At 66.8% G+C, this 15106-nt stretch carries 6 protein-coding genes; 3 read left to right on the forward strand and 3 right to left on the reverse strand.

Translation table 11 applies throughout. The features are described from left to right. Positions 1-134: 134 nt before the first annotated feature. Positions 135-1520, reverse strand: a complete 1386-nt coding sequence (locus VMF11_04840) for a TRAFs-binding domain-containing protein (GenBank protein HTU69627.1) — start codon at positions 1518-1520, stop codon at positions 135-137. A 3-nt stretch (positions 1521-1523) separates the two neighbouring features. After that, positions 1524-10034, reverse strand: coding sequence for a hypothetical protein (locus tag VMF11_04845; GenBank protein ID HTU69628.1), 8511 nt, complete (start codon positions 10032-10034; stop codon positions 1524-1526). A gap of 96 nt (positions 10035-10130) precedes the next feature. On the opposite strand from VMF11_04845, the gene VMF11_04850 reads away from it, so the two are divergent. From VMF11_04850 to VMF11_04860, 3 genes are read left to right on the forward strand one after another with little or no spacing between them, the layout of a single operon-like run. Further along, the gene (locus VMF11_04850; protein HTU69629.1) at positions 10131-11312 is read left to right on the forward strand and encodes an acyl-CoA dehydrogenase family protein; all 1182 of its coding nucleotides are present in this window, start codon (positions 10131-10133) and stop codon (positions 11310-11312) included. Further along, positions 11305-11925 (forward strand): histidine phosphatase family protein, encoded by a 621-nt coding sequence (locus tag VMF11_04855; protein HTU69630.1) that lies wholly within the window; start codon positions 11305-11307, stop codon positions 11923-11925. The genes VMF11_04850 and VMF11_04855 overlap by 8 nt, the downstream gene beginning before the upstream one ends. Further along, complete coding sequence (locus VMF11_04860; GenBank protein ID HTU69631.1) at positions 11922-12983, forward strand: phosphotransferase family protein; 1062 nt, start codon at positions 11922-11924, stop codon at positions 12981-12983. Before VMF11_04855 ends, VMF11_04860 begins: the two co-directional genes overlap by 4 nt. Positions 12984-12989: 6 nt before the next feature. Here VMF11_04860 and VMF11_04865 read toward each other — a convergent pair whose 3' ends face one another. Beyond that, complete coding sequence (locus VMF11_04865) at positions 12990-15095, reverse strand: prolyl oligopeptidase family serine peptidase (protein HTU69632.1); 2106 nt, start codon at positions 15093-15095, stop codon at positions 12990-12992. Between the last annotated feature and the right edge of the window lie 11 nt (positions 15096-15106).

A 15106-nucleotide genomic window follows, 5' to 3' on the forward strand; every position in this document is an offset into this window, starting at 1 on the left:
TATGGCCGCGATGGCGCATCTCCATCGTCGTCGGCTCGGTCACAGAACACCCCGGCTATGCTCCCTCGCCGACTCCTCGGGTCTGCGGCCATCGGGGCCATAACGATCGGTGCATGGACTTCTTCAGAGCTTCCCTAGCCGGCGTGTTTGGCAAGCTCCGCGATCGCTTCGTCGAGCAGCGTGCGATCCATCGCACCGCTTGGTGCAAGACGCAGGAGCTTGAGATTGCCCTTCGTCGATTTATAGCACCAGGACGGGACGTTCCGCAGTGAAGCGATGATGTCGAGGGCGCGATTTACCGTCGCCGCATCGCCGCGCATGAGCGCGCTCTCGAGCACGGTGGCAACCTGCCAGTAGTCGCTCGAGTTCAGCCCGCCGAGACGGCCCAGCGCGAAGAGCACGGCCTGTGCCACGCGCTCGCGCTCGGTAAGTGAATCCGCCGAACCCTCCAGCGTCAGGAGCGTTGCGAGATTGATGCCGGGATAATAGTCGCGCGGATCCGCTTCGAAGCCGGCGCGATACAACTCGATCGCGCGCGCGAGCGCTCCGCGCGCGGCGCGGGCTTCGCCGGCTTTGAGCGCCTCGACGTAGCGATCCTTATAGATGCGCGCGAGCAGCGACGAGGTTTCCGGCGAGTGTCCGCGTTTGCGGATCTGTGCCTCGAGCAGAGAGACGGCGCGATCGCGGTCGCCATCCTCGTTGCGGCGGTTGAGCGCGAAGGCTTCCTGCTCCACCAGCACCGGCGCCTGGTCGCGCAGCCACTCCGGTGCGCGCTCGGCCAGCGCGATCATCTCTGCGTACGCCTGCACGTCACGATAGGCGAGCATCACGTCGAAGAGCAGCTCGGCGTTGGTCTTCGTGATCGCGCCCATCTCCCGTTCGATTGCCGCGATCGTCTCGCGCGCCTGCGCAAATTGCTTCTCGGGCACGCGCCGCGCGGTATCGAGCCGGTCGCGCGTCTCGTTCATGTATTTGGCGCGGTCGCGGAAGGACTCCGTGATATCGTGCGGCAGCGACGTTTCGCGCAACGCGGGGATCAGCTGGAAGATCGGGCTGTCGCGGCCGTCGACATGGGCGAGCGCGTACTCCAGCTTTTCGCGCAGCGCGCCGGCGAACGATGCCGCCGACTCGTCGCTGAGCTTTCCTTCGTCCAACAGGTACGGAACCGCCTGTGCCAGCGCGATGTCGAACGGCAGCGTCTCGAACGCTCCGACGATGATCGTGGTCGCGGGCTTGGCGCCGTGACGAATCCCGAGTTCGTAATACACGTTCGGATTTGGAATCGTCACGTCCACGACCGCGATCTCGGCAACGAGCAGCCGCTCGAACATCGGCACGTGAATGATCCCGCCGGCGCGCTCTTCGTCGGCGCGGATATAGTCGAGCCGGTCCTCGAGCGACTCGAAGGCCGGCCGCATCGCGCGATCGTAGATGTCGTCGAAGTCGATTTCGAAGCGGTGCGATGCGTCGAACTTCTTGCGAAACGGCATCGCCACGAAGACCAACGGCAGAAACGGCATCGTCTAGAATTTATAGTCGAATTTGAACGAGCCGCTTTGGCTGGAGTAGCCGGTCCCGAACGAGAGGCCGTAATCGAAGGTCATGATCAAGCGCTTCTCGCCCAGCTGCAGCCCGCCATACGTGCGATAGAGCACGCTCGGGAACGAGCTGGTGATCACGAAGGGCGCAACGCCCGCCGGCGAGCCTTCGAAGGTTGAGGCAGCCGACCAGTGATCGGTGGAAAGCGCGCTCACGCTGGCGTCGAGGAACGGCCGGAACGTCGTGTCGCCCCGGTGGAACGTTCCACCGAACTCGACGCCGGGCGTTGCGATGCCCAGCACGTTGCTCATCGAGGCCACGTTCAAGCCTTCGGCGCCGGCATTACTCTCACTGAATCCGGGACGATCGACGAAGAGCACGTCGACGTTGCCGTACGGTTTGATATAGAACCCGCCAAGGTTGCTGACGTGCGAGAGGCCGGCTCGCGCATCCAGGCTGAGCGCGCCGCTCTTGCCGGTCGCGACGACGTTCGGTACCGGCGAGCGCGTCGTGTCGAGCCAGTCGTAGCCGAGCGAAACGCCCTGCGCGAACGAGGTCGCACCGTGCTGCTGTTTCCAGGCGATGCCGGCCTGCACGCCGTTGGACTGCGTCGATGAGTTGTCGTCGATCACCGTCGACGAGCGGATGAAGCCGAAGGCCGTATCGACGAACCGGCCGCCGCCGAGCGCACGTTGCTGCCCGCCCTCGATGCCGTCTGCGCTCCCCGCCAGTCCGAGCGTGGTCGAGGAGTACGCCTGATGATCGCTCTGGCCGATCGCGCGCGCCCACGAACACGGCATCTCGGTGCCGACGTAATTTTCGTTGACCGGCTGGTAACAGCTGAAGAGGCTGTTGGTGAAGTCGAGATGCGTAAACATCATCGGCGTAGCCGACGCAAGATAATTCCCCGAACTCAGATGATCGAGCGCTCGTGCGTAGCTCGTCCCCGGATCGAGCGTACTCAAATACATCATCAGCGGCCCGAGCGATCCTAGGCTTCCCGAGTTCCAGGCATTCTCGAAATGCGCGCCGATCGCGTTCTGATTCGCGGTCAGCTGCGGGAAGGTGTACGTCACACCGGCCATCGTCAGGGTCACGTCGTTCCCCCCGAAGCCCAGCTTCCAATCGAAGAACGGTGACTGCACGACCGAAAGGTCGTCGTCGCTTACACCGCCCGCTGCGGTGAGAATCGTGAACGGGTTGGAATCCGGTGCGAGCTTGATGATGTTCGGAACGACCGTACCCGCCAAGTTCGCCGATCCGCTGACGTCGAGCTGATCCGACGTCTGCGTCGCCATATTGAGGTCGACGTCGTAGATGCTGCCCGGCAGTTGATTGTAGTTCCCGGTCAACGTCGTCGTCTGGATCGCGCCGATACCGCCCGGCGCAATCGCTCCCATGTTGTTCAGCGTCCCGCCCGTCCCGAGATCGACCGTGTTTCCGCTCGCAAAAACGGCGCCGGGTTCATTGTTGAACGTGCCGTTCGTGTCATTCACGATCACGTTCCCGATCACGGTGCCCATATTGTTGATGGTCGTCGTGCCGGTCGTGTCGGTCTCGATTGCCGCGGCGTTCGGCCCGTTGGTCGCGCGAACCGTGCCGCCGATATCGATCGCGATCGGTCCGTCACCGCTTGCGCCCGCGCTCTGAGCAAAAATTCCCACCGAATTCAAACCGTCCGCCAGGACGTAGCCGTTGGCGGTAATGTCGATCGCGCCGCCGCTGCCCGCGCCGCCGTCCGAACCGATGAAGGCAAGGCCGTTGCTGCCGCCGCCCGCGATGCCGCCGCCGCCGCCGATCGATTGCGCGAAGATACCGTACGAACCGGCACCGCCGGTCGAGATCATGCCGCTGGTCGTGACGCTGACGTTGCCGCCGCTGCCGCTGCCGCCGCCGTTGCCGCCGATACCGATCGAGAGCGTCGATCCGGTCGTGTCGCCGCCGATGCCGCCGCCCCCGCCGATCGATTGCGCGACGATCGCCGACGCACCGGTTCCCGTCGTGCCGACGTTGCCGGTGAGATCGACGCTGACATTGCCGCCGTTGCCCGCCGCACCGCCGCTGCCGCCGACCGAGATGCTGCCGGTTTGCGAACCCGCGCCGACGCCGCCGGCACCGCCGCCGCCGCCGATCGATTGCGCGAGCACGCCGTAGGCGTAGTTGCCGCTCGTCCCGACGTTGCCGCTTCCGGATACGCTCACCGCGGCACCGTTGCCGGCTTCGCCGCCGCTGCCGCCCACCGTCAACGCGACGCCGATCGTATTCGACGAACTATTCGAACCGGCGTCGTTGGCGATACCGCCGCCGCCGCCGATCGATTGCGCCACGATTCCGTCGCTGCCGAATCCGGCCGTTGCAATCGACGCATTGTTTGCAACGCTCACCGCGGCGCCGTTGCCTGCGCCGCCGCCCGATCCGCCCACGCCGACCGTTGCCGCAAAGTCGCCGCTGCCTTGCGACGAGCCCGAAGCAAAGCCGCCTTCGCCCCCGCCCCCGCCGACCGATTGCGCCAGTATCCCGTAGGCCGTCGAACCGCTGGTCGTAATCGCGGCAGCGTTGCTCACGTTGACCGCGCCGGCATCGCCGCCGCCTCCGCCTTTTCCGCCGACACCGATGGTGAGACCGATCGTGCCTTGCGAGGTTGGTGCGGACGTACTTCCCATACCGCCGCCGCCGCCGATGCTCATCGCCACGATCCCGTTCGCGTCGTCGCCCGCGGTCGCGATGCCGCCGGCGGTGTTGTTTACGGTGACCGTTCCGCCATCGCTGGCAACGCCGCCGTTGCCGCCGACGCCAACGCTCACCGAACCGGAGCTCGCATCCGACGACGACGTCGTCGTCGATTCCGCCGTGCCCGCGTCACCGCCGCCGCCGCCGATCGATTGCGCAACGACGCCGTTCGACGCGTAGCCGAGCGTGATGATCGTTCCCGAATTGCTGACCGTCGTGTTCCCGCCTGCGCCGCCGCTGCCGCCCGAACCACCGACGCCGACACTCAGATTCAGCGAACCGTCGCTCGCCGTCGCTTCGCTGCCGCCGCCCATGCCGCCGCCGCCGCCGATCGATTGCGCGAAAATTCCCGCCGCGCCGCTGCCCTGCGTTTCGATCGCGCCGGTGTTGCCGATCTGCACGGCGCCGCCCGTGCCCGATGAACCGCCCGCGCCGCCGACCGAAACGCCGATCGAAATGTTCGTCGTGTTCTCTTCTTCGCTCGACGCGCTTGCGGTCGATTCGCTCGTCGCTTCACCCCCGGCGCCGCCGCCGCCGCCGATCGATTGCGCGAAGATGCCGGCGCCGAGATCACCGCTGGTAACGATCGTTCCCGCATTCGAGACCGTCACCGCGCCCGCGTTTCCGCCGGAACCGCCGCCACCGCCGACGCCGCCGCCGATCGACACGTTGCTATCGCTGCTCGCCGCGGCCGCACCGCCCGTGCCGCCGCCGCCGCCGATCGTTTGCGCGGCGATGCCGTCCGACATGAATCCTGTGGTCACGATCTGACCGTTGTTGGTGACGTTCACCGTTCCCGAATCGTTGCCGCTGCCGCCCGAACCGCCGATCGCAAACGAGATGCCGAACGATTCATCGCTCTGGGTCGTTCCGCTGAGCGAAAATCCCGACGAGAATCCGGTCGCGCCGCCGCCGCCGCCGACGCTCTGCGCAAAAACGCCGTCGCTGTTGACGCCGCTCGTCGAAACGAGCGCGCCGTTCGTCACCGCAACGTTGCCGCCGGTACCGCCCGCGCCGCCGGTTCCGCCGATGCCCAAACTCACGTTGACGGTACCGCCGCCGGCTTGCGCCGTTCCGGCGCCGCCGGTGCCGCCGCCGCCGCCGATGCTCTGCGCGACGATCGCGCTCGAGTTGCCGCCGCTCGTCGTCACGCTGCCCGCGCTGATCGTCACGTTCACCGCGCCGCCGTTGCCGCCGACCGCACCTTGACCGCCGAGCGCGAACGTCACCGAACCGCTCTGCGATTCGTCCGAACTGCTTGCGGTTGCGTTCGCTTGCGCGTCGCCGCCGTTGCCGCCACCGCCGCCGACCGATTGCGCGAAGATGCCTTGCGAATTGAATCCGGCGGTTTGCACGATGCCCGAGGTGGTCACGGTGACCGTGCCGCCGTTGCCGCCGCCGCTGCCGTATCCGCCGACGGTCAATCCGACGTCGATCGACGAATCGGATGCATTGGTCGAACCGCCGCCGCCGTTGCCGCCGCCGCCGCCGATCGATTCGGCAAAGATCGCGGCTGCATTCGCTCCGCCGGTGATCACCTCGCCGCCGGTGTTGTTCACGGTAACGCTGCCGCCGTTGCCGGATCCGCCGCCGAATCCGCCGACGGCAAGCGAAACCGCGACGCTGTTTTCGCCCGAACCGCTCGATTCCGCCGAGGCCTCCGCGCCGTTGCCGCCACCGCCGCCGATCGATTGCGCAAAGATTCCGTTGGCGGAATCGCCGCTGGTTTGAATCGATCCGCTGTTAGTGACCTGTACGTCGCCCGCGTCGCCGGCTGCACCGCCGGAACCGCCGAGGCCGCCGCCGACCGAAATCTTTCCGCTCGCGGTCGCGGTCGAGGATCCGCCGTCACCGCCGCCGCCGCCAATCGATTCGGCAAAGATGCCGGTCGAGTCGAATCCGCTGGTGGCGATCGTCCCGCTATTGCTCACGGTGACGTTGGCGCCGGTGCCGCCCGCACCGCCGAACCCGCCGAGCGTCAAGGCGATGCCGAAGCTGTTGCCGTCCTCGTTGGTTCCGCTCGCCGTGCCGGCCGAGAATCCGCCGGTGCCCCCGCCGCCGCCGACCGACTGCGCAAAGATGCCGTCGGAGAGCACGCCGCTCGTTTCCACCACCGCGCCGTTGCTCACGCTCACGGCGCCGCCGTTGCCGGCTGCGCCGCCGAAGCCGCCGACGCCGAGCGTCACGCCGACCACGCCTTCCGATTCGCCGCTCGAGCTGCCGCCGTTGCCGCCGCCGCCGCCGATCGATTGCGCGACGATCGCGGTGGATTGATCGCCTTCCGTAATAATGGAGCCGCTGGTGTTGGTGATGCTCACGCTCCCCGCGTTGCTGCCCTGTCCGCCGAATCCGCCCATGTTCAGCGAAACGCTCGCGGATTTATCGAGCCCTTCTTGCGCGCTGGTCGAACCCTCGGCGTCGCCGCCGTTGCCGCCGCCGCCGCCGATCGATTGCGCGAAAACCGCATCGGACTCGAAGCCTTCCGTTTCGATCGTGCCGCTGTTGGTGAGCGTCACGTTGCCGCCGAGCGCCGCCGACCCGCCGAATCCGCCGAGCGTGAACTGCACTTTTACCGCGCCGCCCGAGGCCTGAGTGTTCCCGCCGCCGCCGTTGCCGCCGCCGCCGCCGATCGATTGCACGAATACACCGTCCGAATTCGAACCGGTGGTGAGGATCGCGCCGGTGTTGCCGATCGTCACGTTGCCGGCGTTGCCGGCCGCGCCGCCGAACCCGCCGATGCCGACGGAGACGTCGAAGCTCTGCCCTTCCGACGTCGATTGCGACGCGGCGCTGCCCGACGTTGCACCGCCGTTACCGCCGCCGCCGCCGATCGATTGCGCATAAATGCCGTCGGCCGATGCGCCGCTGGTTGCAATCGTCGCGGCGTTGTTCACCGTCACCGATGACGCATTGCCGGCAACGCCGCCTTGTCCGCCGACCGTGACGGTGAGCGAAAACTGTCCGCTCGAGTCGCCTTCGCCGACGCCGCCGTTGCCGCCGCCGCCGCCGATCGATTCCGCGACGATGCCGCTCGCGCCGGCTCCGCTGGTAACCACTGCACCTTGTTGATTCTCGACGTCGACGCTGCCGGCGTTTCCACCGGTTCCGCCTTTGCCGCCGACACCGGCCGTCAACGAGATCGACGGACTATCCGAAGCGGTCGCCGATGACGACGCGGAACCGCTTCCGCCGTTGCCGCCGCCGCCGCCGATCGATTGCGCGATGATGGCGTACGCGTCGGCGCCTGCGGTCACGACGCTTCCCGTATTGGTGACGGTGACGTTGCCCGACGTACCGCCGCCGCCGCCGGTACCGCCGATCGCGAGCGACACGCTCGCAGCGCCTTCGGAACTGTACGCTTGTGACGACGCATTTGCATCGCCGCCGTTGCCGCCGCCGCCGCCGATCGATTGCGCCATGATGCCGAAACCGTTATCGCCGGCGGTTTGCACCGAGCCGCTGTTGGTCACGCCGACGTTCGCACCGGTTCCGCCGCTGCCGCCCGTTCCGCCGAGCGCAAAACTAATGGCAACGGTCGGATACGCATTCGCGGAAATCGCGGTGGAACTGGCCGCACCGCCGTTGCCGCCGCCGCCGCCGACCGACTGCGCAAAAATGCCGGCGGCGTTTTCACCACCGATTGCAATCGTTCCGGTATTGGTGACGGTGACCGCGCTCCCGTTTCCACCGTTGCCGCCGCTGCCGCCTAACGTAATCGTGATTGCGATCGCACCGACCGATTCCGCGCTCGCGTTGCCGCCGTTGCCGCCGCCGCCGCCGACCGATTGCGCGAAGATGCCGTTCGCCATCGCACCGTTCGTCGTGATCGCGCTGCTGTTGCTCGCATCGACGATACCGCCGTTACCACCGCCGCCGCCGCTGCCGCCGATCGCAACCGAAAAATTCGCGTTCGCGGCTTGCGCGTATCCGCCGTTACCGCCGCCGCCGCCGACGCTCTGCACGAACATCGCGTTCGCACCGGCACCCGTCGTCGTAATCGTGCCGGTGTTTTGCACGCTGACGTTGCCGCCGTTGCCGCCGCCAGCACCGTCGCCGCCGACCGCGAACAATCCGGTGCCGCCGCCGCCGTTACCGCCGCCGCCGCCGACCGATTGAGCGAAGATCCCATACGCCGATGCGCCTTGCGTCGAAATCACGCCGCCGTTATCGATTGAAACATTGCCGCCCGCGCCGCCCGAATTTGCACCGCCGCCGACGCCGACCAGTCCGATCGCGAAACCGGCTGAACCACCGCCGCCGCCGATCGACTGTCCGAAGATTCCGATGCCGCCGTCGCCGGTCGTGGTGACCGAGCCGGTGTTGTCGAGCGTGACCGTACCGCCGGGAGAGGAGCCGCCGCCCCAGCCGCCGAGCGCGAAGAGGCCGCCGCCCGAGCCGCCGGTGCCGCCGCCGCCCCCGACCGATTCGCCCAGGATGCCGATCGCGCCGAGGCCGGAGGTGCTCACCGAGCCCGAGGTCGTGACCGTTACGTCCCCCGCCGCGCCGCCGGCCGTGCCGGTACCCCCGCTGCCGAAAAGACTGCCGAAACTGCCGCCCGTTCCGCCCCCGCCGCCGATCGACTGGGCTACGATTCCATCAGCCTGTGCGCCGCTGGTGACGATCGAGCCGGTCTCGGTGACGGTGGCCGCGCCCGAGTTGACGCCCGCGCCGCCCGCGCCGCCGCTGGCCTTGATGCCCGATCCTGAACCGCCGGCGCCGCCGGCCCCGCCGATGGTCGAGGCGTCGATGCCGTACGCGCTCGCCCCCGCGGTCGTGATCGCGCCGCCGGCGGTAACCGTTACGTCGCCGGCGCCTCCACCGTTTCCGCCGTTGCCACCGTCGGCTGAGGCACCCGTAGCGCCGCCACCCACGCCGCCGGTCCCGCCTTGGCTCAGCGCGTAGATGCCGCTCGCATAATCTCCGAGCGTCGAGATCGTTCCGGTCGATATGACGGTGATGTTGCCGCCGACGCCGCCGGCTCCACCCGGACTGCCGTTCGCATCGATCACACCCGTATCACCCCCGACGCCGCCGTTTCCGCCTCCGCTTTCCGCGAGGATTCCGTACGAAGAGGTACCGGTTGTCGCGATCGCGCCCGCGCTGGTGATGGCGATCGTGCCGCCGTTGCCGCCGCTGCTTCCGTATCCGCCGACGCCGCCGCCTGCAGCGGCGAGGCCGCCGCCGCCGCCGGTACCGCCGGTCGTGTAGCCAAAGATGCCGTACGCGTTATCGCCGGTGGTGGTAACAGACGCGCCGGCGGAAAGGCCGATCGTTATCGTGCCGCCGCTTCCGGCGCCGGCGCCGTTGCCGCCGTACGCGTTACCGGTACCGTAGTTGATTGCGTAGCCGCCGCTGCCGCCGCCGCCGCCGGTACTTGCGGCAAACAATGCGGTCGCACCCGATGCAGAATAAATACCGTTCGCGGTGAGCGTTACCGCGCCGGCATCGCCGCCGCTTCCGCCGTTGCCGCCGTACGCCGAGGAAGCCGTTATCTGGACGTAACCATTTCCCGCGCCGCCGCTGCCGCCGCTCGTTTGCAAATAAATTGCAGATGACGAACCACCGTTGATCGTTGAGTCGTCGGTAATCGTGATCGCCGATGATGCGGAACCGTTACCGCCGGGGAATCCCGGCGCACCGCTCGGCGCGGTTGTAACGACCGAGATCGGTGCGGCGCTCGGCGGCGCGGTTTGGGCGCACACGGGTGCCGCGAGCGCACAAGCAATTGCGCAAACGCAGACGACGACGGTTGCTCGAGCGAACATCCGGCGGCCCCTCCTCGATCAGCGCCGTTCGCGCCCGACCAAGCTGTCCCTTCGTCGCTGCATGGCACTTTTGCCGTCCGGCGAACTGCCCTCGGTATGAACTGGGCCGAACGTCTCAAAGCCTTCATGGACGAGCACGTCTATCCGAATGAGGGCCGCTATTTCGCCGAGGTCGAGGCCGGGAAAACGCGCTGGACCCAGCCCGGCATCATGGAGGAGCTCAAGTCGCGCGCGCAGGCACAGGGCTTGTGGAATCTCTTTCTTCCCGAGAAGCAGTTCGGCGCCGGACTCTCCAATCGCGAGTACGCGCCGCTCTGCGAAATGATGGGCACTTCGCCGATCGCGCCGGAAGTTTTCAATTGCAACGCACCGGACACCGGCAACATGGAGGTGCTCGCGCGTTACGGTTCGCCCGAGCAACAAGAACGCTGGCTGCAGCCGTTGCTGCGCGGCGAGATTCGCAGCGGTTTTGCGATGACCGAACCGGATCGCGGTTCGTCGGATGCGACCAACATCTCCGCGTCGATCGTGCGCGACGGCGATCACTACGTGCTGAATGGACGAAAATGGTGGACGACCGGCGCGATGCATCCGCACACGCAAATTTTGATCTTCATGGGCAAGACCGATCCGAATGCAGCGAAGCACGTGCAGCAGTCGATGATCTTGGTGCCGATCCGTGAACCCGGCGTGCGCGTCGTGCGCCCGCTTCACGTCTTCGGCTACGACGACGCGCCGTTCGGACACGCCGAGCTCGCCTTCGAAAACGTGCGCGTTCCGGTGGGGAACCTGCTGCTGGGCGAGGGGCGCGGCTTCGAGATCGCGCAGGGCCGCCTCGGCCCCGGCCGCCTGCATCACTGCCTGCGCTTACTGGGGCGGTCGGAGCGCGTGCTGCGCATGATGTGTCTGCGCGTGCGCGATCGCATCACCTTCGGCCGTCCTCTTGCCGAGCAGGGCGTGGTCCGCGAGTGGATCGCGCAGTCGCGTATCGACATCGACAGCACGCGCCACCTGGTCTACGACGCCGCCGAACAGCTCGACCGCCACGGCAATAAACGCGCCGCGCCCGCACTGGCAATGGCGAAGGTCGCGGCGCCCCGCATCGCCCAGGCGATCGTCGATCGCGCGATCCAGGCCTTCGGCGCCGAAGGCATGCTCGACGAAACCGGACTCTCCCACGCGTGGATCAACGCGCGGTCGCTGCGCATTGCCGACGGTCCCGACGAGGTTCACCTGCGGAGCATCGCCAAAGCCGAGCTCGCCAAATACGATGCATGACTTCCGCGTTGCGCACGGTGCGACCGAGCTGCTGCTGATCCGTCACGGTGAGGCCGAGTCGCTGCCTCCCGGGGAGGACGTCGAACCGCTGCACGTCGATCTCCCGCTCACGCAGCGCGGCCGCGCACAAGCCGAGGCGATGGCGCAGCGCCTGCGCTCGCGCGGAATCGGCGCGATCTATTCCAGCGATTTGCGCCGAGCGCGCGAAACAGCCGACGCGCTTGCGCGCGCTACCGGACTCGCCGTCACCGAAGACGCACGCCTCGGCGAAGTGAAGATCGCCGGCATCGGCCCGGTGGCGCTGCACGATTTGGCCGAGATCGCGATCGCGCACGGGGGCTGGTCGCATCTGCCCGGCACGGAGAGCTCGCAGGAGATTCGCGGCCGCATGACCGCCGCGCTCGATTCGATCGTGTCCGCCAACGGCGGCGCGCGGGTTGCGGTCGTCAGTCATGCGGGCGCAATCAACGCGTACGTCGCCGCGCTCCTCGGCTTGCACAGCGATTTCTTTTTTCCGGCCGGCAACACGTCGATCTCGATCGTCCGCGCGCGCGGCGACCGCCGCCTGCTCGTCACCCTCAACGATATCGCGCACCTCGAGCGTACGGCGTGATCCACGACGACGATCCCGAAGTGATCGACGTCCGTCCCGAAGAGCGGCTCGATCTCGCTCGGCTCGAACCGTATCTGCGCGAGCACCTCTCGCAAACCGGCGGCGATTTCGAAGTGCGCCAGTTCGGAGGTGGTCATGCGAACCTGACGTATCTGGTGTGCTTCGGAGCGCAGGAATACGTCTTACGGCGTCCGCCGCTCGGCCCGATACCGGAGCGCGCGCACGACATGCGGCGCGAGCACGCCGTGCTCTCGAAAGTCTACGCGAGCTTTCCGCTGGCGCCGCGCAGCTATCATCTCTGCACCGACCATTCGATCGTTGGCAGCGATTTTGTTATCGAAGAGCGCATGCACGGGATCGCGATTCGACGCGATCTGCCCGAGCATTTGCAAGGTGAGCGCGGTTTCGCGCAGCGCCTCGGCAACGCGATCATCGACACGCTTGCCACCCTGCACCGGGTCGACGTCGCAGCTGCGGGCTTGGCAGATCTTGGACATCCTCAGGGTTACGTGACACGTCAGCTCGAGGGCTGGGCGAACCGCTGGGACGCGGCGCGCACCGCCGGCACGGCGGACGCCTCGGTGCTCATCGATTGGCTGCGTTCGCAGGTCCCGAAATCGCCGGTGGCTACGCTGGTGCACAACGATTTCAAGCTCGACAACATGCTGCTCGACGCGCGCGATCCGGCGCGGATCACGGCCGTGCTCGACTGGGACATGTGCACCTACGGCGATCCGTTGATGGACGTGGGCTACGTGCTCGCGCTCTGGCCGCAGGCAAGCGATCCGCCCGGGTTCCACCTGTGGGGCATGCCGACGTGGCGCGAGGGATTCATGACGCGCGCGCAGGCGATCGAACGGTATGCGGAGGCGACCGGATTCGACGTGAGCCGGGTGCGGTGGTATCACGTCTTCAATTTCTTTCGCTTCGCAGCGATCTTACAGCAAATCTACAAGCGCTACGACGCCGGACAAACGCACGACGAGCGTTTTCGCGGCATGGGAACCCAGGCGAATACGCTCGTCGACGTGGCGTTGACGCTCACCGCAGGCAGCTAGCCCTCGTTACTGCAGCGGATGCAAGTACTTCGCCAGAAAGTTCGCCGCGGCGCGATACTGTTCGACCAGATGCGCCCAGACCTGGTTCTCGTGCGTTTCGTCGGGGAAGACCTGCGTCTGAACCGTTACGCCCCGATTGCGCAGCTTGTTCGCGAGATCGACGCCCTGTGAAAACGCCACGTTGCGATCGTCGTCGCCCTGCTCGATGAACACGGGAGACTTCCACTCGTCGAGGTAGCCTTCGGCGGTCGACATCAGTGCGATCTTCCGCTGTTCGGGCGTACCGACCGGATGACCGTAGTCGTGATCGAACAGCGTCGCCCAGTCGTGGACGCCGGCAAAGTCGGCGCCGACCTTGAAGATGTCGGAATTGCGCGCCAGCGCGAGTGCCGTCAGCAGACCACCGTACGAGAGGCCGTAAATGCCGATCCGGTTCGGATCGACCTCCGGCTGCTTCTGCAGCCATTTGGCGCCGGCGAGCACGTCCTGATACTCCGCGCCGCCGTTCCATGCGGCGTGCGGGGGGTTGCGGAATTTGTAGCCGTACATGATGCCTAAGCGATAGTTGATCGAAAGCACCACGAACCCGCGATTCACGAGATACTGATTCATCTCGTAGAGATGCGTGTACGGCTCCATATAATGGAAGCCCGCCAGCATCTGCCGGGGTGGACCGCCGTGATCGAAGACGATCGCAGCGTGGCGCGTCGGACCGCCTCGCGGAACGAACAGCTGCGCGTGAATCGTCCAGCCGTCGGTCGAACGGTAGGTGATCAAGCGCGGACGTACCATCTGCGCCGCCGGATAATTCGCCGGCGTCGCAACGGCAACGAGCGTCTTGGCCGGCGTGCCGGCGATGGTCACCACCGGCGGGTTTGCGTACCAGGCGTTCACGTACGCGAAGCTGCCGTTCGCGAGCGGCGTCGGAGACCACTGATTGCCCGGGCCGTGCGTGAGCGCTCTTGGTCTGCCGTCGAGGCCGACGCTCCAAATGTGACGCTCGTCGATCGCACCTTCATTCGTCGAATAGAGCAGATGCGTCCGGTCGAACGATTCGGCGACGGTTTGGACCTCGAACCTGCCCGTCGTCAAACGCGTCGCCGCGCCGCCTCCGGCCGAGACGACGTAGAGATGCGCCCAGCCGTCCCCTTCCCACGGGAAGACGATCCGGTCGCCGCGCAGCCACCAGAGCTGCGCCGGGCTCATCGTCGGGTAGAACGCGTGGCCGATTCCCTTGCGCGCGGTCCAAATCCGCCGCGCGTTGCCGCTGTTCGCATTCGCGACCCAGATCGACCACGGCGTCGTCGAGGAGCCGCCGGAGTCGAAGCTTTTCATATCGTAGACCGTCTCGCCGATGAGCCGGCCAGGCATGCGGATGAACGCGACGCGGGTAGAGTCCGGCGACCACGAGGCCATGTCGTCTTGGGTGAAATCGGGCGTCGCATAAACGTACGAATGTTTGGCCGGCGTGTAGATCACGATGAACGAATGATCGCCGCGCGCGCTGGTGAAGGCCAGCTTCGTGCCGTCCGGCGACCAGGCGATGTCCGACGCGGAGCCGCGGATCGGAACCATCTCCGGTTTTCCGGCAGCGAACGTGGCGCCGCTCTTCTTGAAGGTGACGATGCCGAGCTGACCCTGCACCGTCGTAAACGCGATCGCATCGCCCTTCGGCGAGAGCACGACACCGTTGCCGGAGGCGAGCTGCACCGGATCTCCGCCCGCGATCGGCACCACGAAGATCGCGCGCTCGGGCGGCGGAATCTGCTGCACCGGATTCGGATTCTCGCCTTCCGAATTGTCCTCGACGCCGCCGTGGAGATAGACGACGCCGTCATTCCCGGGCAGCACCTGCGGCGTATCGATGTCTTGGCCGTCGTCCTGCGTATAGTGCGTCAGCGCGTGAACCGCGCCGCCCGCATTGGTGTAGAGATTGCGCACACCGCTCGCGTCGACTTTCCACACCAGCACGGTTCCGTCGGGCGAGGCGGTCAGGTTATCGACGAACGGTGCGGCAAGGACGTCCGAAACGTCGTAGGCCCTCGCCGAAGCGGCGGCGGACGAACCCAAAAGAGCAACGAGGAACGTCGTGGCAAGAATTCGGCGCATCATATTTTGGCGTG

It is taken from the genome of Candidatus Baltobacteraceae bacterium (assembly GCA_035502855.1).
GTDB lineage: Bacteria > Vulcanimicrobiota > Vulcanimicrobiia > Vulcanimicrobiales > Vulcanimicrobiaceae > Aquilonibacter.

Excerpts from the sequence above, each read along its gene's own strand:
- VMF11_04840 (HTU69627.1), bottom strand. The coding sequence starts at position 1,520 with ATGCCGTTTCTGCCGTTGGTCTTCGTGGCGATGCCGTTTCGCAAGAAG.
- VMF11_04845 (HTU69628.1), bottom strand. The coding sequence starts at position 10,034 with ATGTTCGCTCGAGCAACCGTCGTCGTCTGCGTTTGCGCAATTGCTTGT.
- VMF11_04850 (HTU69629.1), top strand. The coding sequence starts at position 10,131 with ATGAACTGGGCCGAACGTCTCAAAGCCTTCATGGACGAGCACGTCTAT.
- VMF11_04855 (HTU69630.1), top strand. The coding sequence starts at position 11,305 with ATGCATGACTTCCGCGTTGCGCACGGTGCGACCGAGCTGCTGCTGATC.
- VMF11_04865 (HTU69632.1), bottom strand. The coding sequence starts at position 15,095 with ATGATGCGCCGAATTCTTGCCACGACGTTCCTCGTTGCTCTTTTGGGT.